Source organism: Wolbachia endosymbiont (group A) of Lypha dubia, from assembly GCF_964028575.1.
GTDB lineage: Bacteria > Pseudomonadota > Alphaproteobacteria > Rickettsiales > Anaplasmataceae > Wolbachia > Wolbachia pipientis.
This window is the reverse complement of record NZ_OZ034796.1, coordinates 564,519-583,043: the sequence shown is the minus strand read 5'-3', so window position 1 is coordinate 583,043 and position 18,525 is coordinate 564,519. Positions and strand designations below refer to the sequence as shown.

Sequence of the window (18,525 nt, the reverse complement as noted above, 5' to 3'; positions counted from 1 at the left end):
TCGCGGCAGGATGACGATAAGCTCGTCATCCCACTACTTGTTAGCGGCTAAGAGATACCGCGGCGGTATAGCTATAGGATGACAAAAAAAGGGCACTGTGACGCACAATTATCAGTTAATGCTAATTACGGCATTATAAAAAACGCCAAACTTTTTTCTGCTTTTATGCAAGAAGTCTAGTCCATATATTCCTCCCACTTTTCCGTGACTTTTCTTACTATTTCCTCACTCATTTTAATTTTCTTTCCCCATTCTCGTTTGGTTTCAGGCGGGATTTTATTTGTCGCATCAAATCCCATTTTACCTCCAAGTCCACTTTCAGGGGAAGCAAAGTCTAAATAATCAATAGGTGTATTTTCTATCATGATTGTATCACGCACAGGGTCCATCCTCGTTGACATTGCCCACATCACTTCCTTCCAATCACGTATATTTATATCATCATCAACAACGATAATAAACTTCGTGTATAAAAACTGCTTTAGAAAAGAAAGTATGCCCATAACAATTCTTTTTGCCTGCCCTGGATAGGATTTTTTTATCGACACTATCGCTATTCTATATGAGCAACCTTCCGGTGGCAGATAAAAGTCCACTATCTCTGGAAATTGATTGATAAGAATGGGCACAAAAATTTCATTGAGTGCTTCACCAAGAATCGATGGTTCATCAGGTGGCTTGCCAGTGAAAGTGCTAAGATATATCGGGTTTTTACGCATAGTAATTGCAGTAATATTAAATTCAGGAAATTGCTCAACAGAATTATAGTAGCCGGTGTGATCTCCGTATGGCCCTTCGTCTTGATATCTATCCAAACTCACATAGCCTTCCAGAACGATTTCCGCGTGAGCTGGCACTTGAAGTGGAATAGTCTTACAATTTACAAGCTCAAGCGGCTTCTTTCGCAGTAGTCCAGCAAATTGGTATTCTGACAATGTTTCTGGCACTGGAGTTACTGCAGCAATAATCGTTGCAGGATCACTACCGATCACAGCAGCAGCAGGAAATTTCATATTTCTGCCTTCTTCCTTCCAACGCTTATGGTGAGTTGCGCCACCCCTGTGTGCAAGCCAACGCATTAGTGTTGTTTTTTTATCTATAACCTGCATACGATATATTCCAAGATTAAAATTATCTTGCTTTTCTTTCGTGGGTCCTTTCGTTACCACAATTGGCCAGGTGATAAGTGGTGCAGGTTCATTTGGCCAGCATGTTTGAATGGGCAGTAGACTTAGGTCCACTTCATCTCCGGTTAGCACTACCTCTTGACATGGAGCCTTGCTCACGACTTTACTTCGCATCGATAACACGACTTTCAACAAAGGAAACATTTTTATAGCATCCTTAAAGTTTTTTGGCGGCTCAGGTGATTGCAAAAATGCTAAAAGTTTACCAAGATCTCTTAGTTCATCAGGATTTATGTTCAACCCCAATGCAATCCTCTTAATAGTACCAAATAAATTCACCAAAACAGGAATCGAATTTTTACCATTTTCTGTGACAACATTTTCAAAAATGATCGCTGGCCCTTTGTTTGACAAAACCCTACGGTGAATTTCTGTCATTTCAAGAACTGTTGAAACTTCCTCCTTAATCCTAATCAGATCTTTTTTTTCTTCTAAGGCTTTGATGAAGTCGCGTAAGTTGTTGTACATATTCCAGTTTTTAAAATTTTAAGTTTATATCTAGTTTTCAAGCACTTTATTGAAATTTGATCTATGCACTGTCTAGCGAGCTTTCAGTTAATTTGAGATCAAATCTTCATATTGCTTACTAAGTTTGTATTTCCTTCCTCTATTGGAAAAATCTACAATCTTGATAAACCCCATTTCCACCCACTTTTTACAAAGTTGCGCACTGGTACGAGGCTTAAAATTAAATAGTTCGCCAACCTGACTAGCTGTAATAGCGGAAAACTCCTGGAAGAGCTCAAGAGCTTTGCGTTGTTTAGGATCAAGCTTACGTATAAGATCAGTCTGATCAGCGTGGTATTCTTCTTCATTTATACGTTGTAAAACGTTCTCAAATGAATTTGCCATACCTTCTACGAAATACTCCACCCACTTAGTGATATCTGCTTCAGCTCGTCCCATATAATAATTGTGCGATGGACCTACACTGATTGCCTCATAATAAGCTCCTAGATTCTTAGCATAATATTCTTCCAATGAATAAAGCCCTTTTAGGTCATATCCACCAAGGTGTAAAATTAATGTAGTCAACAATCTTGCAGTACGACCATTACCGTCATAGTAAGGGTGAATTGTTACAAATTGATAATGAGCAATACCTGCAATAATTGGGCAAGGCACTTGCTCACTGTCACGAATCCAATCAATCATACTGCTCATGAGCTTTGGTACATCCTTTGCTTCAGGGGGCATATAAATTATTGCACGTGTACGGCTATCACGAATAACGTTTTGACCATCACGATAAGAGGTTGGCTTCACTTTAGATTTTCCACTCGCCATTACTAGGGCATGAAGCGTTTGAATGGCTTTCTCAGTAATAGGGATCGTTCTCGCTGCCCATTGTTCAACTTGGGTTAAAGCTGCATAATATCCTTTAACCTCATTTTCATCTCTCCTATATTTTGGAAAGTGGCTTTTACCACTTAAAACCTCTTCAATCTGTTTAGGCTCAAGTCGATTTCCTTCAATCATAGTAGAATAGTGTGTGGTATAAAGCCGTGCAGTTTCACGAAGGGACGAGAGCATCGATACAGTGAGTGGCAAATGTAACACTTTTTCTTTTGCTGCTTCAATCCTCATAAGGCAATTAGCAATTTTAGAAGTAATCGTATAATTTGGCATCGGCATAATATCTGCATTACATTACTTCTATATTATGCTGATAAAATGCAGATAATACAACATTTACACAACGCCGACCATAAACAGCAATAAATTCGGCTGATTGAGAAAGAAGTTTGTCTTGTAGAATAGCTATTTCTTTTTCTCTGCCAATTATTGGTTCACTCATATGTTTATTCCGCGGAAAATTATACACAGCGGAAACAACTTAAATCTACGCTCCGCGCGCCTCTGCTACCAAGTCTCCTGATGAACTTTGTGGTAATGTGCTTGAGTTTCATTGTGCGTAAAGTTTGTACTTGCAGCAAAATTGGCTATAAAATACACTTGATATAAATGTTTTTATATATTAACATTAAATGCTTCTTTTAATATATAGATAAATGTGTACTAAAAGTTTTATATTGTAGGTTCTTTAATAAGTATATGTCTAGAATATCGTTTTTATTGATTCTTATACTGGCAGTAGCAAGTTTACCAGTAATAAACAATTGGCTTTCACACCGCGGTCAAACCCTAACCGATGACCAAATAAGTACGAGATTAGATGATTATATCAGTAGAAATTTTGATAAGATCATAAAAACTCTCAAAGAGGAGTCGATTAAAAGTAGTTACGCTGCTCGAGATAATGTAACCAAAAGTAAAATTTCACAATACAAGGATCAAATATTTGACCTTACTTATCCTTACTCCGGAAATGAAAATAGTAGTGTTATAGCTGTAGGCTTCCTTGACTATTCTTGTGGACATTGCAAAGCTATAAAGAATGATATAAAGCAGTTAATTAACGACGGCAAAATTAAGTATATCTTTAGGGATGCTCCAATACTTGGTAACGCTTCTTTAAAGGCAGCAAAAAGTGCTTTAGCTGTCTATTTTCTCGATAAAGAAAAATATTTCGATTTTCACCATGCTGCTTTAAGTCACAAAGGAGAATTTTCAGACGAAAGCATATTGGATATAGTGAAAAACATAGGGATTGATGAGGACGATTTTAATGATTCCATAAAAGATAACGCGGACAAAATTGAGCAAATGATAAACAACAGTAGGCTTCTAGTAAGAGATTTGGGAGTAGGTGGTACACCTTTTTTAATAATTGGAGATAGCCTGTTTGTAGGAGCAACTGATTTGAATGTATTACGCAAAAAAGTAGATGAATTAAGTCACAAGCAAGGCTAGTTACAGTTTGCCATAAAATTTTATTTTTTTTGCTTGACAACTCAAATGAACCTGAGTATAGTAACTGTGGGTGTGACAGCAGTTTAACTCAGTGGTCTCATCCACTTTCCATAGCGTCATTTACTATGTGAAATGCTTTCAAATTACAACATTTTCTTCAACCAAACTATCTTAATTTTACTTTCACAGGAGGACATATGTCATTCACAGAAATTAGATTTCCAGAAAATATATCTTATGGTTCCACTGGAGGACCGGAATTTTCCACTGACGTTGTAACAACTCACAATGGTTGTGAACAGCGCAACATCAATTGGTCTCATGCACGCACTAGATACAACATAGCTTACGGGGTCAGATCAAACGAGCAACTACTAGAACTAATAACATTTTTTCATGCACGAAAAGGTAAAGCAATAGGGTTTCGTTTTAAGGATTGGTCGGATTTTATAGCCATCAGCCAAGAGATTGGTATAGGAGATAACAAAAAAACGACTTTTCAGCTAATCAAAACTTATGTAAGTGGGGAAGATAAGCATATACGCATGATCAAAAAGCCAGTACATGGGACAGTAAAGATTTATTTAAATGGTAAAGAAGAGAGTGAATATTCAGTAAATTATTCAACGGGAGAAATAACATTTATGAAGCCACCAGTAAAAGATGCGATAATCACTGCGAGCTTCGAATTTGATGTGCCCGTACGCTTTGATACAGATTACTTAAACGCTTCGATTGATGACTATGGAAGCAATAGCTGGAATAACATTCCACTAATAGAGGTGAAATTTTAGCTGTAAGCAAGCATAGATCTACATCATAGTAGGGCTACCATAAATTGAAAAAATTAAGCACCACTGAGGCTCTATATTTAAATGAGCCTTAGTATATGCAATTATTTTAAACTTTATCACCAGCTATATACTACAATGTTGCTGAGCTTTGCTAACATTTACACTTGAAGCTTGGGGAGATTCTAACTCAGTGCTTTTTTCTTCCTGCAAAATAGAAAGCTTCAACAACTCCTTTAGAGTTGATTTTGCAAGTGTTGTATCATCTTTGTTTAAGATGTAGTCTAGCATGTTGTTTTTCTGTAAGCGATTAACAAAATATCTATCTTCCTCATTAAGAACCTCTATCTTGTTAATACAAGATAATACTAAATCCGAGCTCTTTATTGCTAAAATTCCATTTACGAAAATATCTAATTTTGTTTTGTCTTCAGTCAAGTCTCTAGCTAACCTATTTCTGATGTTATCATTATCAAGCACAGTGTACTCGAGGTACGAGCAAGGCTCAATAAGTATAAAGTCCTCTAAAGGCACTAGTTCTGGATAGGTGCCAGCGTAATCAAGTATGCCACACTCAGTAATACACCCTCCTTTTCTTATAACACAGCAATTGAGACGACCATGATACATTGATAACAAAGAAAAAAGACGTATTATACTTGTACCTCTATCTTTCATTTCCTCGAAAAGCTTCCTATCATTTATTAATTTGTGCAAAATGTAATCCATAGCAGGACCTGGTTTGCGGAAATGAAACATATTATTCTCTTCAAAAATGGCCTCAGCTAATTCGATAGATTCTTTATCCTCATCTACGAAAGCTTTTTCATTTCTATTTAACTGTATGATCTCAGCTTTGCTATCTCTGCGTAGACCAGTTCTCCTTATTAACATCTCAAATATTTTTGTATTCATATATATCCTATATTAATTAAAGTAAATATTAATAATGTTTACTTTTTAAATAAAAATAAATGAAAATTTTAATAAAAATTAAATTTTTTTTAATAGAATAAAAATCTTTTATATTTGCTTGAGTACCAAAAGGGCTTTATTGGTGTAATGCGTTTTCTATTGCGCCTGGCCGCAGCGCGTGATGCAACCGGATTCAAGTGTCAGCTACTTTTATAGCACCACTTCTGCTTCAATAACTGTAAATACTAAGCGATCTGTCTTAAAATCTCCTCTTGTTGCTGAGCATGTACACTAGCATAACCACATGCAGGAGATGCAGCAGCAAGTCTTGCAATGCACTTAGGTCTTTTTGCTTGGATATCGAGATTGGACAACACTTCTTCTATCAATGGGTTGACAAAAAACCATCCTCCCATATTTTTTGGTTCTTCTTGACACCATATAATTTCAGCGTTTTTGTACTTTTCAAGTTCATTACTTAGTTTATCTGCAGGAAACGGATAGAATTGCTCCAAACGTATTACTGCTATATCGTTTATTTTTTGTGCTTCACATATGTCGTAATAAACTTTACCACTGCATATTACAACTTTACATATTTTATCATTCGAAACTAAACCTGTTCTACATTCTGGAATTACTGTGAGGAATTTTCCTTCAAAATCAGATAGGTTAGATACTGCTCTTTTGTGGCGCAGTAGCGATTTAGGTGTAAACACTACCAGAGGCTTACGAAAGTCTCTATGCATTTGTCTGCGTAAGACATGGAAGTAATTCGCCGGAGTGGAACAATTAACTACCTGCATATTATCTTCTGCGCAGAGTTGCAAAAATCTCTCTATACGCGCGGAGCTATGCTCAGGTCCCTGTCCTTCATAACCATGAGGCAGCAACAAAACTAGACCGCTTGATCGCAACCACTTTGTTTCTGCAGATGCGATAAACTGGTCAATCATAATTTGCGCACCGTTTGCAAAATCACCAAATTGTCCTTCCCAGAGCACCAGTGAATACGGGGAATCAAGGCTATATCCATATTCAAAGCCCATTACAGCATACTCTGATAAAGCGCTATCTATGACCTCAAAGTAAGCTTGCTTTTCATTTATATTGTTTAGCGGAATAAACGCTTCTTCCGTTACCTGATCAACAAGCCTTGAATGACGGTGCGAAAAAGTTCCACGACCAGAGTCTTGTCCTGATAAACGCACTCCTATTCCTTCTGTGAGCAGTGATGCAAACGCAAAACTTTCGGCAGTTGCCCAGTCTATATTACTACCGGAATTTATACTGTCTATTCTGCCATCAAGTATTTTTCTAACCTTATTGTTAATGTTAAAGCTACTTGGGATATTGCTATTTATATGCACACCTAATTTTTTCAACTCATCTGGCGGAACACCAGAATCTGTATAGTATTCGCTCAAATCGTTCAACTTTGCCCTTCTTAATTTTGACCACACTCCACAAAACCAGTCAGCTTTTTTTGGAGTGTAAGTCACTGATTCAGCAAGACTTTTATCTAATTTTGCCCTGAACTCACTGCGCAATTTATTTACCTCATCACCACTTGATACTTTCTCTGCGATCACCTTCTCTTCATACAGTGTTCCTAGAGTTTTATGCTTTGATATCGCCTTATACATAAGTGGCTGAGTGAAATTCGGTTCATCGCCTTCATTATGGCCGTATTTGCGGTAGCATATTATGTCAATCACTACGTCCTTTTTAAATTTCTGCCTATATTCCATCGCCAAATTCGCAACAAAACTCACAACTTCAGGGTTATCTCCATTAACGTGAAACACTGGAGCTTCTATTGATTTTGCTATGTCAGTGCAATAAAAAGAAGATCGTGCGCAGCATGGGTTAGCAGTAAAACCAACTTGGTTATTAATGACAATGTGCACAATGCCATCCACCTTATAACCTTCAATATTGCTTAAGGTTAGAGTTTCAGCAACCACTCCTTGGCCGATGAAAGCCGCATCACCATGAATTGATATGCCAAGCACAGATCTTATATTCTGTTTTGCTCTTATTCTTCCAGCCAAAACCGGATTTACCGCTTCAAGGTGAGATGGATTAGGGCATAAACTTAAATGTATTTTTTTGCCACTGGCAAGTGCTCGATCAGAAGAATAACCAAGGTGATATTTAACATCACCAGACACCTCAAGACCACTTGGGTATGCAAGGTTGCCTTGAAATTCAGACAGCATTGCTGCATATTCTTTGCCCATAACTTTGGTTAGAACATTGAGTCGTCCGCGATGAGCCATACCAAGAACTACTTCTTCAATACCATAACCAGCGGAATCACTAATAATTTTTTCAATTGCAACAATAGCTGATTCTCCACCCTCAATAGAGAAGCGTTTATATCCAGGAAATTTCATATGGAGAAATTGTTCGAACATTTCAGATTCAATTAAGTGCCTCAGTATTTCCTTTTTATCTTGTGAACTCAGCGTATAGGTTTGATTTTCAATTTTTTCTTGCAGCCACATTCTCTCTTCATAAGAGGAGATATGCATAAATTCAAAGCCGATATTCTTGCAGTAAATATCTCTATAGATTTCAGCGTCACGTGCTGGGGATAAATTTGAATATTTTTGATAATCTATTTCTTGATTTTCATTTGGTGATAGCGGGTTAAGGTCTGCAAAAAAATGACCGTAGGACCTAAAGAAATTTGCCAAATCAGAAGCCGAATCATCCGTCTTGGTTACATGCTGCGGACTGCAGGTCTCCGTTTTCTTAACTTCTAAATTACTTGAAAAAATTCTGTTCCAATCTTCCCCGATTGATTTATCGCCCTGCAGATAACGGCTATACATTTCTTCCACAAATTCTGCATTATCACCATAAAGGCAGCTTAAACTCGACATAATCACTATAAAAAGTATCAAATACTTATAAGTATAACTTAAGTTTTTTAAAAAAGAACTTTTTTAGTTTCTATACGTCATACCGCCGCGGTATCTCTTAACATAGATCCCGCTAACACGTAGCGGGATGACGATTGTCAGGGTGTCATCCCAGTGCGTGACACTGGTTCACTCTATAATGGCAGCGCCCCTATGGTGTCATCCCAGTGCCCAGACTACTTGGATCCAGAAAAAAGAATGGTGTCATCCGAGTAGCTGACACTGGGATCCAGAAGACTTAATTTCAACCAAGTGGCTGCATAATAAAGGCTAGATCCCAGTGTCACGCACTGGGATGACAAGGTATAAACCTTATCGTCACGCCGCCACGAACCGTCATACCGCGATTCATTCGCGGTATCTCAGCCGCTAACAAGAGATCCCGCTAACAAGCAGCGGGATGACGAGCTTATCGTCACGCCGCCACGAACTGTCATACCGCGATTCATTCGCGGTATCTCAGCCGCTAACAAGTAGCAGAATGACAGCAGTCCTACGTCATACCGCCGCGGTATCTCTAGATCCCGCTAACAAGCAGCGGGATGACGAGCTTATCGTCACGCTGCCACGAACCGTCATACCGCCGCGGCGCTAACAAGAGATCCCGCTAACACGTAGCGGGATGACGGTTGTCGTTTAGCTATAAACATTAAGAAATTTACTAAGCGAAAAAAAAGGCAAAAGAAGCCCCGTGGTTGGCTAATTACTTACATTATACTTTCAAGTATGGCGTTTTTTTATTCTAAACGCTTAATAACCGCGATTTAGCTGCTTTTTAATGCAACTAACCTTTAGTCATAAATGTTTAAGAAATTTACTAAACAGAAAAAAAGACAAAAGAAACCCTAGGGTAGCTAATTATTCACTATCCATTTTTTAAGTTGGCGTTTTTTTATGTTTTAAATGCTTTATAAGCGCATTTTAGCTTATATTAGGTAAAAACCTAGAATTTTATAAAGACATAAGGTGCACATAGTGCAAAAAATTAAACATGAGACGCCAGATTCGTGAGTTTTTTTGTCATTTAATCTGTACAGAGAAGATAAATAAATAGCTTCACTTTCATGATAAGGGGGCTGACGGAGTTTGTCAAGGAAGTTTTTTCGTTTCTATGAGCTACTTGGATGACGAGAAAGGAGCACTTACATATTTATGGCAACCTCATTACCTACGCTCAAAAAGTTTTTCAATATCACTGAGTTTCATTTCTATATAAGTTGGTCTTCCGTGGTTGCATTGCCCGGAATATGGGGTTTTTTCCATTTGTCTCAGCAGCTCATTCATTTCATCTAACCTCATTTTTCTACCCGCTCTAATTGATCCATGACAAGCGATAGTGGCCAATATTTTGTTCACTTTATCTTCTACTGGCAATGTATCTTCTATTTCCGTTAATCTATCAATTATGTTAATTAGCATCTCTTTCACATCTATTGCTCCCAAAATTGCAGGGATTTCTTTTACTATCACTTTATTCTCTGATTTGATTTCAATATCAAAACCCATTTCAAATAACTTATCTTTATAGATTTCAATCATCTCCATTCCAGCTTGATTTTTGATTTCAACCGTTTCAGGAAGAAGTAGTTTTTGTCTTTTTACATTTGATTTTTGTTTTAAGCATTCATATACTAGCCTTTCGTGGGCTGCATGCTGGTCGACTATAATCAATTTGTCTCTTACCTCGGCAATAATGTAAGTATTATAGACCTGACAGCGTGCAAACCCGAGCGGGTGGCTCTCTATCAAATCAACTTGCTCTAACACCTTTTTTTCTAGAACCATAGTCTCCGCTTGTGATGGTAATTTCTGTATGCCGGTATAATCAAACGATTTTGACTGTTCTGATAAGCTTTTTACTCTTTCATTTGGAGAAGCAAATTCTTTTATTAGTTGATTTTCAAAAGGACTTGGCCTTCTTTCATTTTGAACATTAGGTTTATCAAAAGGATCTGGCAATGTTGAATCCATTTTCTGGTCATGCGCTGGAAAGGTGCCTATCCTTCTTGACAATGCTTTAATTAATCCTCTTGTCATTATCTCATATATGAGCTTCTTATTCTGAAACCTTACTTCTGACTTATTTGGATGCACATTTACATCTACTTGATCATAAGGTATCTCTAAATGTAACGCTGCGAAAGGATACCTATCGCTTGGAATAAAATCATGATATGCATACCTAACTGCGCCAATAAGTAGATTATCTTTGATTGGCCTTCCATTAACAAACGTATAGATCTGAGTGGACTTACCACGATTGACGGTCGGTTTACAGATGTGTCCCGTAAGTTTAATGCCGTCTTCTTCTTCATTAATCTCCAGAGAACTGCCCTGAAATTCTTCTTCTACTTCACACAATCTATGAAATAACGAAGTCTGCTTAGCGTATTTTAAGAGCTTTTTATTACCTGAAGTGAGAGTAAACCCTATATGATAGTTAATCATTGCTAGGTTGTTTACAATATCAACAATGCTTTGAGTTTCTGCTCTTTCAGTTTTTAGAAATTTTAGTCTATTTGGAGTGGCAAAAAATAAATCTCGTACTTCAATATGTGTCCCTTGTGATAAAGAGTAAGGAGTTTGCTCCCCTATTTTCTCTCCACCCTCATAACTTATAGACCATGCTTCATTTGCTTCTCTTGCCTTAGACGATAATTTTATCCTACTTACTGCTGCTATTGAAGGCAGAGCTTCTCCTCTAAAGCCAAGATGCTTGATTTCTATCAACTCATTGTCGCTCAATTTTGAAGTAGCATGGCGCATAAACGCAAGTTCTAAATCGTTTTTTTCTACTCCGTTACCATCATCTGTCACAATAATAAGGTTACGCCCACCACTTTCTATTTTAATCTCTATTTCTAAACTTCCAGCATCTATTGCATTTTCCACTAATTCCTTTACTACACTTGCTGGCCTTTCTATCACCTCCCCCGCTGCTATACGGTTTATGGTTTTTGTGTCTAAAAGAATTATTGCCATAGATTTATTATGAAACTGGTTTCTCTTTTACTTCTTTGGTCTGTTTCTCTCTCCACTTTTTTAACCTACCTGCAATTTCACTGTTGGAAATTGACAATATAGATACGGCAGTAATGGCAGCATTATATGCTCCATTTTCTCCTATAGACATGGTTGCAACTGGAACACCCTTTGGCATTTGAACTATAGAGAGTAGGCTGTCCAGCCCATTTAATTGTTTACTATGCACAGGAACACCGATAACTGGTAAACAAGTTAGTGACGCAACCATACCAGGTAAATGAGCTGCACCTCCTGCACCAGCTATAATAACCTTAAAACCTTCTTCTTGTGCAGATTTAGCAAAATTGAAGAGCCTTTCTGGCGTTCTATGTGCAGATATTATGAATATGTCATGTGAAGCTTCTAATGCTTTTAACATATCAACGGTATGGACCATAGTGGTGTAATCTGACTCACTTCCCATAATAACAGCAACATCTTTTTTTATTTTTGTCATATTCAACACAATTTTACTTACTAACTAAATAATGTTCCAGCTAAAAAGCAACAAATATTTAAATTATATTATAAATATAATATATAGAATTCTCGTTAAAATAGAAATTTTAAAAATTTAAATAAATATTTATATTAAGATATAGAGATATAAACTTCTTATGTAAGATAAATTTATAAAATAATTATTTTTGTATTTCAAGCTTTGTAATCTTAGCTTGTTCTTTCTATAAATGGTTTTTTCAGATAGACTGATGGTAAAATGGTAATTTAAAATTACTAGAAATTTGATAAAAATATTAATATATAATCAACTTAAAGTTTTAAATATTGATATCATATAATTATTGACAAGTTACATGATATTAATATCTTGGTATATTAAATATTATGTTATAATATTTAATAAAGTTAATTGATATGTGAGTGTAAGAATTATGGAAATAATATCGTTAAATAACTTAGACAGTGCAGGAATAAAAACAAAGTTGCTTTATATAATAAATAAAATTGTAGAAAAAAATGCTTGGACTCAGGCTTTTGCAGCTGAGAAACTTGGTATTGATCAGCCAAAGGTATCGCAAATTAAAAATGGTAAAATAGATGGTTTTTCTTTAGAGCGATTGTTAGGATTTCTAAAAAAACTTGATCATGAGATAACAATCACGATGACAGAAAGCCAAGAAATAAAATCTGAGGCAGAAAAAGTAAAACATGAAGTTGAATCGCAATAGATACAAAGTTGACAACTTGTTTTTTGTGATATAGTATAAAACTTATTAAGGTAGTATCTTATGGCTGAGTCTATTGTAGAAAAGTGTATAGAACGGGTAAGTAACCGTTTCAAATTGGTTCTGTTGGCAAGTCAAAGAACACATGATTTAAATACAGGGGCAAGTAATCCAATTCAAGCAGCTAAGTTTAAAGGTCATAAAAATACCATAGTTTCCTTACATGAAATAGCAGGAAAACAGGTGGATACTCATGAGCTGTTTAGCCTTTTGGTAGGTAGATGCAAGGAATACATGAAAGGAAATATGAATAATGTTTACAGCAGTAATACAAGTAAGCTAGCGAATTTATTAAATTTTTCTGATAACACAGATCTTGATGCAAGTCAAGAAAGCCAAGATTATGAAGTGGATGGTGAAGTGGATGGTGAAATAGATGATGAAATAAATGATCAAGATGGCGATGAAGAAGTATCCGTTTAGAAATCTACTGAAGTCACATAGTCTTTAAATGATTTGCATTGCTATCTATACACTGTTGTTCTGTATGAGTGTAATGTTGTGTTGCATAGTGTCTAAGTCAAATGATGTGTACAATAAGGTTTTAGCGTTCAATAATTTCTCAACGCAAGTAGTTGTACTTATAACAGCAATATCAATCATTCTGAATAATTTTTTTTTAATTGATATAGCATTGTTGTATGCTAGCGTTAGCTTTATATCAACTATAGCACTAATGAGATTAATGTTGTTTTGATAATTTATGATAGGATCCATTTTCATATTTTTAGGTATTTGTTTGATAATTATTTCAAATATAGGGGTGATCAGATTTCCTGATTTCTATACTAGGTTAAATGCAGCAGGTATTACAGATTCTAGCGGTGCAACGTTATTGTTAATTGGTTTTGCTTTGCAGAATGGATTTTCAATCAATACTGTTAAAATAGTATTATTAATTTTTATAATATGGGTAGCTAACTCAACTAATAGCTATATTTTAGCGCGCACTCATTATAAAGTTAAGAAAAAAACTGTTAAAGAAGGCTAAGGTGTTAGAAATATTAAATGTAGTGTTACTTTTGTTGTTACTAACAGTTACGGTTTTTATAGTTTTCTCGCGACATTTAGTCGTAAGTGCTGTTCTAATGTGTGTATTTAGTTCACTGATTGCGCTTATATACTTAATTATGAATGCACCTGATGTTGCAATTACTGAAGCTTCTGTTGGTGCGGGGCTCAGTACAGTTTTTACGTTTGCAGCACTCTCCTTGATAAAGAATCATAAAGTAAATCTATCTCATAACCCTATAACGCTTTTTTTTATGTTATTTCTGGCTGTATGTTTGTCATATTTTATGATTCAATTGCCAGATTTTGGCAGCCACAATGCTCCGATCCACTTGCATGTTGCTCCTTATTATGTGGAAAATACCGAAAAAGCTACCGGTATTCCTAATATAGTGACAGCTATTTTGGCAAGCTTTCGTGGTTATGACACGTTTGGAGAAACTATAGTAGTTTTTACTGCTGCGCTTTGTATAACGTTGATATTAAAAGAAGAAAAAGAAAATGATTAAAGATCCGATATTAAATGCAGTAACATTTTTGATGATACCTTTTATCATTTTATTTGGTTTATACATACAATTTCACGGTGATTACACTCCGGGTGGAGGTTTTCAAGCAGGAATAATTATTGCCTCCGGGATAATATTATATTCAATGCTATTTGGTGTATCTACAACTCTAAAAGCAATACCTTATTCTGTGATTAGATTGACTAACGTGTTAGGTATTTTAATTTATGGAGGAACGGGCGTTGCAACAACTTTACTTGGCCAAAATTTTTTATCTTATGATATCTTGTTAACCAATAATAGAACCGGTCAAAAATTAGGTATTTTTTTGGTGGAATTAGGTGTAGCATTTACTGTCTGCTCCTCTATGTTAATTATATATATAAATTTTGCTCGTAGGAAAAAACAATGACTTTATATAATTATACGATTATTATTGTATTAATGGTGCTAGGTTTATATATTATTATAAACGATAAAAATTTAATCAAGAAAATGATAGGGGTAAGCGTCTTCCAAGCATCTGTTTTGTTATTTTACATATCTCTAGGATATATAAAAAGTTCCTTGCCTCCTATATTGGTTTTAAATTTTTATTCATATAGCAATCCTATACCCCATGTTTTAATGCTTACTGCTATAGTGGTTGGAATTGCAACATTTTCAGTTGGATTATCCATAGCAGTAAAAATGGAAGAAAAGTATGGAACAATTGATTAAGACAAGTGTACATAAATTAACAGTATCTTAAACTATATGAAGTAACAAATAGCCACAAGTTAAAAGTAAAATTATAGACTTGCTCGTTGTAAGTTTGTTTGTTAATAAGAAATAAAATTATAAACTATAAAGGTAATGATGTCAACTATTAATGATGCAGAAGATAAGAAAAAAATTATCAAAGATCTGGTAACTAAGAGTATAAAAAAGGGTGGTTTTATCACCTTTGATGATATAAATGATAAATTATCAGATGAAAATTTTTCGTCTGACTTTATAGATGATGCTATATCTTTATTGCAGGATTCCGGAATTAATGTGCTTGAAAGTAGCGAAGATGAAGAAGATATTCCTTCCAACAGTGATGATAGTAAACTTGATGATGATGACACATCGCCAAATGTTACTGCAACTTTAGTACAAAATGATGATCCAGTGAGGATTTATTTACAAGACATGAGCTCCGTAAAGCTTTTATCAAGGGCAGATGAAATCGAGATAGCAAAAAAAATTGAATCTGAAAAGCATAACATGTTACGCGCAATAATTGAAACATCAGTAACATTAAAGGTGATAAAAGTATGGCGTGATGATTTAAGTAATGGAGCTCTCTTACTGAGAGAAATTATAGATCTGGATGCAATTTATAACTCTGATTTTAATGTGGTACCCAAAGAAGAAAGTGAAGAGAGTGAAGAAAGTGCTGAAGATGTTGAGGATTCTGAGGATGTTTCTGAAGATGCTGAGTACTGTAGTGATGATGAGAAAGATAGTAAAAAAAGTGATGATGAGAAAGACGGTAATAATGAAGATATAAGTTCAGTCAATTTAAATGTTTCTATTCTTGAAATGGAAAGTGACTTATTGCCAAAGGTCATAGTTGCATTGGATGAGATAATTACTTTAACAAATGAAGCGTTGATATTAAGAAAAAATTCTAAAAATTTCTCTAATGAGCTAGAAAATTTGTATAATCAAATATGGTCTATAGCATTACAAATTAAGTTAAGTGATGCTGCTGTTGCCAGAATTACACAAGAACTTTATAAGATAAATAGATCCATTACGCTTGAAGAGGCTAATCTTATTGCTGAGGCTAGAAAATACGATATCGATAGAGAAAGTTTCTATAAAGTTTATGATGACGTGCTTTTAAAGCACGAATTGAAAAAGATAAGTCTTTTAAAGATCAATGAAAATCAGTCCTCTTTTACAGGTGAATTAAAAAACAAATTTTTAAGGTTTATAGACGATAACTCTGAACATATAGCTAGTACCTTGAACGGTATTAAGCAGCATATACAGGAAGATAACGTACAAGAATTTAAGGAGCTAATCAAGAGAATACAAAAACACGAACGAGAAGTCTCTGAAGCAAAGCAAGAAATGATTAAGGCTAACTTAAGGCTAGTAGTTTCCATTGCTAAGAAGTATTCAAAAAGAGGCCTTGATCTGCTTGATTTGATACAAGAAGGCAATATTGGTCTTATGAAGGCCGTGGATAAGTTTGATTACAAACGTGGATATAAATTTTCAACTTATGGCACTTGGTGGGTAAGACAATCAATCACTAGAGCAATACCTGAGCAGTCTAAAGTAGTTAGAATACCAGTTCATATGGTGGAAATTATCAGTAAAATCAACAGAGCATTAAGAAAGATGACTCATGAGATGGGAAGAGAGCCGACGTTAGAGGAATTGAGTGTAGAACTGACAATGCCACTGGAAAGAATACGCAAAGTTATGAAAATAGCAAGGGATCCAGTAAGTCTTGAAGCTCCAACAGGAAAAGATGATAGTAGTACCTTTGGTGATTGTATAGAAGACAAGCGAGTCTCCAGGCCAGAGGATGCTGCAATACTTGCTGACTTGCGTGGCATTACAACCAATGTCCTTGCAACTTTAACACCAAAGGAAGAAAGAATTTTAAGAATGCGTTTTGGCCTTGGTAAAGATGGGAAGGAACATACCTTAGAAGAAGTAGGAAAAATTTTTAATGTAACACGTGAGAGAATTAGGCAAATAGAGGCAAAAGCACTGCGCAAGTTGAAACATCCAAGCCGTGCTAGAAAACTTAGAGGGTTCTTTTAAGTATACGTGTCAAGTTAAGAAGAAGCTGATTTTGCCCGGAAAAAGTGGAGAGCAAGTTAGGCCAAAGTTGTATAATTTCACCGCTATTTTTCTTTTTCTATGAATCTAATGAAACAACATGCTAATCTACGGTAAATATTATGACAAACAAAAATGACAATTCTAATTCAAAGTATAGAAATTTTTATGTTCTGGGTGATAGCTTATCCGATAATGGCGCAATCATTGGAATTTTAAATAATTTATCCTTTGCAAAAAGCGTAAAATTTGATGATCCTTTTTATCAAGGAAGATCTTTTAGCAATGGCCCTACTGCTGTTGAATATATAGCAAAATATTTAGATTTAGATGAATTTAAACCTGGGTGGAGTTATTCATTTTTTGGGAGATGCCACGAACAGCAAGGTCAGAATTACGCAGTTTCATATGCAACAGCATCTGAAATTTTTGACCCTATTTTTTCTTATTTCTTCAATAAATTTCGTTTAGCTAACCAGCTAGATGCGGTAATTAAACATCATCCAGATATAGGTAAAGAAGATTTATTTTGCATCATAATCGGCGGAAATGATGTTATGGTTGCCACTGCTTATGACGATACTAAAGCGGAAGAAGTATTGGAACAAGCAGTGAGTGAAATATGTAATGCACTTAAGGTTCTAAATGAACATGGTGTTAAGCATGTAGTTGTTGCAAATGCACCTGAAGTTGGCTCAATACCAGCTTTTAATAGAGATGAAGAAGCAAGGGAACTAGCTACAAAGCTCACGGAGAGTTTCAATGCAAAACTGGCTAAAGGCTTAGATTATATGAAGAAAAGTACAAATCTTGAAATAAAAGCATTTGATCTTAACTCTAAAATGAGAAGTATGTTTAGCGAATACAAGAGCAAAGGTTTAAATTGTCAAGATGCATGCACATCGAACATTGCAGACCAAGTTGGGAGATTTAAAGAAAATATAAAAATACTCTTAAAGTTGATATTTAAAGGGGAACTTGACGTTCACTATAACCCTGGGTGTAGCAAAGAAACACTAAAGGATTATTTCTTTTTTGATTATTTCCATCCAACTGCGGAACTTCATCATGAAGTTGGTAATGAAGTGTATGAGTTGATTTGACACAGTTTTTTGAACATATCCTTTTAAATAGTAACCAGACTGCATTCTGTGATTTTTAGCAAAACACGATCTTTCATTTGAGCTTTCTTCAATTTAAAATAAATACAGAAAATTGCTGCCTATAGCTAAACTGACTTAGATTTACCGATAATTTGAAAAACCGTC

Annotated in this window: 18 protein-coding genes; 11 read left to right on the top strand and 7 right to left on the bottom strand. The window is 35.4% G+C overall.

Annotated elements, in window-relative coordinates; genetic code table 11:
* Positions 1 to 176 precede the first annotated feature (176 nt).
* The 3 genes from ABWU72_RS03090 to ABWU72_RS03080 all read right to left on the bottom strand — a co-directional run bounded on the left by ABWU72_RS03090 (position 177) and on the right by ABWU72_RS03080 (position 2,985).
* Positions 177 to 1,655, bottom strand: a complete 1,479-nt coding sequence (locus ABWU72_RS03090) for a UbiD family decarboxylase (RefSeq protein WP_155969515.1) — start codon at positions 1,653 to 1,655, stop codon at positions 177 to 179.
* An 87-nt stretch (positions 1,656 to 1,742) separates the two neighbouring features.
* Entirely contained in the window at positions 1,743 to 2,774 is a 1,032-nt protein-coding gene (locus ABWU72_RS03085; RefSeq protein WP_353283860.1) for a Fic family protein, read from the bottom strand.
* A gap of 58 nt (positions 2,775 to 2,832) precedes the next feature.
* On the bottom strand, positions 2,833 to 2,985 hold the full coding sequence (locus tag ABWU72_RS03080) for a hypothetical protein (protein WP_196770130.1): 153 nt from the start codon (positions 2,983 to 2,985) through the stop codon (positions 2,833 to 2,835).
* A gap of 257 nt (positions 2,986 to 3,242) precedes the next feature.
* Here ABWU72_RS03080 and ABWU72_RS03075 point away from each other — a divergent pair, with 257 nt between their 5' ends.
* Both ABWU72_RS03075 and ABWU72_RS03070 read left to right on the top strand, forming a co-directional pair.
* Positions 3,243 to 4,001 (top strand): DsbA family protein, encoded by a 759-nt coding sequence (locus ABWU72_RS03075; protein ID WP_155969511.1) that lies wholly within the window; start codon positions 3,243 to 3,245, stop codon positions 3,999 to 4,001.
* Between the two features lie 197 nt (positions 4,002 to 4,198).
* Positions 4,199 to 4,795 carry a TIGR02217 family protein gene (locus ABWU72_RS03070; protein ID WP_155969509.1) on the top strand — a complete coding sequence of 199 codons (597 nt, stop codon included), beginning with the start codon at positions 4,199 to 4,201 and terminating at the stop codon, positions 4,793 to 4,795.
* A 123-nt stretch (positions 4,796 to 4,918) separates the two neighbouring features.
* Here the strand turns inward: ABWU72_RS03070 and ABWU72_RS03065 are convergent, their stop codons facing one another.
* From ABWU72_RS03065 to purE, 4 genes are all read right to left on the bottom strand, one after another.
* Positions 4,919 to 5,707 (bottom strand): hypothetical protein, encoded by a 789-nt coding sequence (locus ABWU72_RS03065; protein ID WP_264719112.1) that lies wholly within the window; start codon positions 5,705 to 5,707, stop codon positions 4,919 to 4,921.
* A 245-nt stretch (positions 5,708 to 5,952) separates the two neighbouring features.
* On the bottom strand, positions 5,953 to 8,598 hold the full coding sequence (locus tag ABWU72_RS03060) for a 2-oxoglutarate dehydrogenase E1 component (RefSeq protein ID WP_353283859.1): 2,646 nt from the start codon (positions 8,596 to 8,598) through the stop codon (positions 5,953 to 5,955).
* Between the two features lie 1,203 nt (positions 8,599 to 9,801).
* Positions 9,802 to 11,619: a DNA mismatch repair endonuclease MutL gene (gene mutL / locus ABWU72_RS03055; RefSeq protein WP_353283858.1), complete on the bottom strand. Its 1,818-nt coding sequence runs from the start codon at positions 11,617 to 11,619 to the stop codon at positions 9,802 to 9,804.
* A 7-nt stretch (positions 11,620 to 11,626) separates the two neighbouring features.
* On the bottom strand, positions 11,627 to 12,118 hold the full coding sequence (gene purE, locus ABWU72_RS03050; RefSeq protein WP_196770129.1) for a 5-(carboxyamino)imidazole ribonucleotide mutase: 492 nt from the start codon (positions 12,116 to 12,118) through the stop codon (positions 11,627 to 11,629).
* Between the two features lie 436 nt (positions 12,119 to 12,554).
* Between purE and ABWU72_RS03045 the strand changes: the two genes are divergently transcribed.
* From ABWU72_RS03045 to ABWU72_RS03005, 9 genes are all read left to right on the top strand, one after another.
* Entirely contained in the window at positions 12,555 to 12,851 is a 297-nt protein-coding gene (locus ABWU72_RS03045) for a helix-turn-helix domain-containing protein (RefSeq protein ID WP_012673420.1), read from the top strand.
* A 60-nt stretch (positions 12,852 to 12,911) separates the two neighbouring features.
* The gene (rpoZ, locus tag ABWU72_RS03040; RefSeq protein WP_213863649.1) at positions 12,912 to 13,331 is read left to right on the top strand and encodes a DNA-directed RNA polymerase subunit omega; all 420 of its coding nucleotides are present in this window, start codon (positions 12,912 to 12,914) and stop codon (positions 13,329 to 13,331) included.
* 28 nt (positions 13,332 to 13,359) lie between these two features.
* Complete coding sequence (locus ABWU72_RS03035) at positions 13,360 to 13,605, top strand: monovalent cation/H+ antiporter complex subunit F (protein ID WP_007548527.1); 246 nt, start codon at positions 13,360 to 13,362, stop codon at positions 13,603 to 13,605.
* Positions 13,606 to 13,611: 6 nt separating this feature from the next.
* Positions 13,612 to 13,899, top strand: a complete 288-nt coding sequence (mnhG, locus tag ABWU72_RS03030) for a monovalent cation/H(+) antiporter subunit G (protein ID WP_155969497.1) — start codon at positions 13,612 to 13,614, stop codon at positions 13,897 to 13,899.
* A gap of 1 nt (position 13,900) precedes the next feature.
* A complete protein-coding gene (locus ABWU72_RS03025) occupies positions 13,901 to 14,428 on the top strand; it encodes a DUF4040 domain-containing protein (protein ID WP_015589497.1) in 528 nt (175 codons plus the stop codon).
* Positions 14,421 to 14,840, top strand: a complete 420-nt coding sequence (locus ABWU72_RS03020; protein WP_006279705.1) for a Na(+)/H(+) antiporter subunit B — start codon at positions 14,421 to 14,423, stop codon at positions 14,838 to 14,840. Before ABWU72_RS03025 ends, ABWU72_RS03020 begins: the two co-directional genes overlap by 8 nt.
* Positions 14,837 to 15,148 carry a cation:proton antiporter subunit C gene (locus ABWU72_RS03015; protein WP_155969490.1) on the top strand — a complete coding sequence of 104 codons (312 nt, stop codon included), beginning with the start codon at positions 14,837 to 14,839 and terminating at the stop codon, positions 15,146 to 15,148. Before ABWU72_RS03020 ends, ABWU72_RS03015 begins: the two co-directional genes overlap by 4 nt.
* 138 nt (positions 15,149 to 15,286) lie before the next feature.
* Positions 15,287 to 17,239 carry an RNA polymerase sigma factor RpoD gene (gene rpoD / locus ABWU72_RS03010; protein ID WP_012673419.1) on the top strand — a complete coding sequence of 651 codons (1,953 nt, stop codon included), beginning with the start codon at positions 15,287 to 15,289 and terminating at the stop codon, positions 17,237 to 17,239.
* A 140-nt stretch (positions 17,240 to 17,379) separates the two neighbouring features.
* On the top strand, positions 17,380 to 18,360 hold the full coding sequence (locus ABWU72_RS03005; protein ID WP_010082050.1) for an SGNH/GDSL hydrolase family protein: 981 nt from the start codon (positions 17,380 to 17,382) through the stop codon (positions 18,358 to 18,360).
* Positions 18,361 to 18,525 lie beyond the last annotated feature (165 nt).

Excerpts from the sequence above, each read along its gene's own strand:
- ABWU72_RS03090 (WP_155969515.1), bottom strand. The coding sequence starts at position 1,655 with ATGTACAACAACTTACGCGACTTCATCAAAGCCTTAGAAGAAAAAAAA.
- ABWU72_RS03085 (WP_353283860.1), bottom strand. The coding sequence starts at position 2,774 with ATGAGGATTGAAGCAGCAAAAGAAAAAGTGTTACATTTGCCACTCACT.
- ABWU72_RS03080 (WP_196770130.1), bottom strand. The coding sequence starts at position 2,985 with ATGAGTGAACCAATAATTGGCAGAGAAAAAGAAATAGCTATTCTACAA.
- ABWU72_RS03075 (WP_155969511.1), top strand. The coding sequence starts at position 3,243 with ATGTCTAGAATATCGTTTTTATTGATTCTTATACTGGCAGTAGCAAGT.
- ABWU72_RS03070 (WP_155969509.1), top strand. The coding sequence starts at position 4,199 with ATGTCATTCACAGAAATTAGATTTCCAGAAAATATATCTTATGGTTCC.
- ABWU72_RS03065 (WP_264719112.1), bottom strand. The coding sequence starts at position 5,707 with ATGAATACAAAAATATTTGAGATGTTAATAAGGAGAACTGGTCTACGC.
- ABWU72_RS03060 (WP_353283859.1), bottom strand. The coding sequence starts at position 8,598 with ATGTCGAGTTTAAGCTGCCTTTATGGTGATAATGCAGAATTTGTGGAA.
- mutL (WP_353283858.1), bottom strand. The coding sequence starts at position 11,619 with ATGGCAATAATTCTTTTAGACACAAAAACCATAAACCGTATAGCAGCG.
- purE (WP_196770129.1), bottom strand. The coding sequence starts at position 12,118 with ATGACAAAAATAAAAAAAGATGTTGCTGTTATTATGGGAAGTGAGTCA.
- ABWU72_RS03045 (WP_012673420.1), top strand. The coding sequence starts at position 12,555 with ATGGAAATAATATCGTTAAATAACTTAGACAGTGCAGGAATAAAAACA.
- rpoZ (WP_213863649.1), top strand. The coding sequence starts at position 12,912 with ATGGCTGAGTCTATTGTAGAAAAGTGTATAGAACGGGTAAGTAACCGT.
- ABWU72_RS03035 (WP_007548527.1), top strand. The coding sequence starts at position 13,360 with ATGATTTGCATTGCTATCTATACACTGTTGTTCTGTATGAGTGTAATG.
- mnhG (WP_155969497.1), top strand. The coding sequence starts at position 13,612 with ATGATAGGATCCATTTTCATATTTTTAGGTATTTGTTTGATAATTATT.
- ABWU72_RS03020 (WP_006279705.1), top strand. The coding sequence starts at position 14,421 with ATGATTAAAGATCCGATATTAAATGCAGTAACATTTTTGATGATACCT.
- ABWU72_RS03015 (WP_155969490.1), top strand. The coding sequence starts at position 14,837 with ATGACTTTATATAATTATACGATTATTATTGTATTAATGGTGCTAGGT.
- rpoD (WP_012673419.1), top strand. The coding sequence starts at position 15,287 with ATGTCAACTATTAATGATGCAGAAGATAAGAAAAAAATTATCAAAGAT.
- ABWU72_RS03005 (WP_010082050.1), top strand. The coding sequence starts at position 17,380 with ATGACAAACAAAAATGACAATTCTAATTCAAAGTATAGAAATTTTTAT.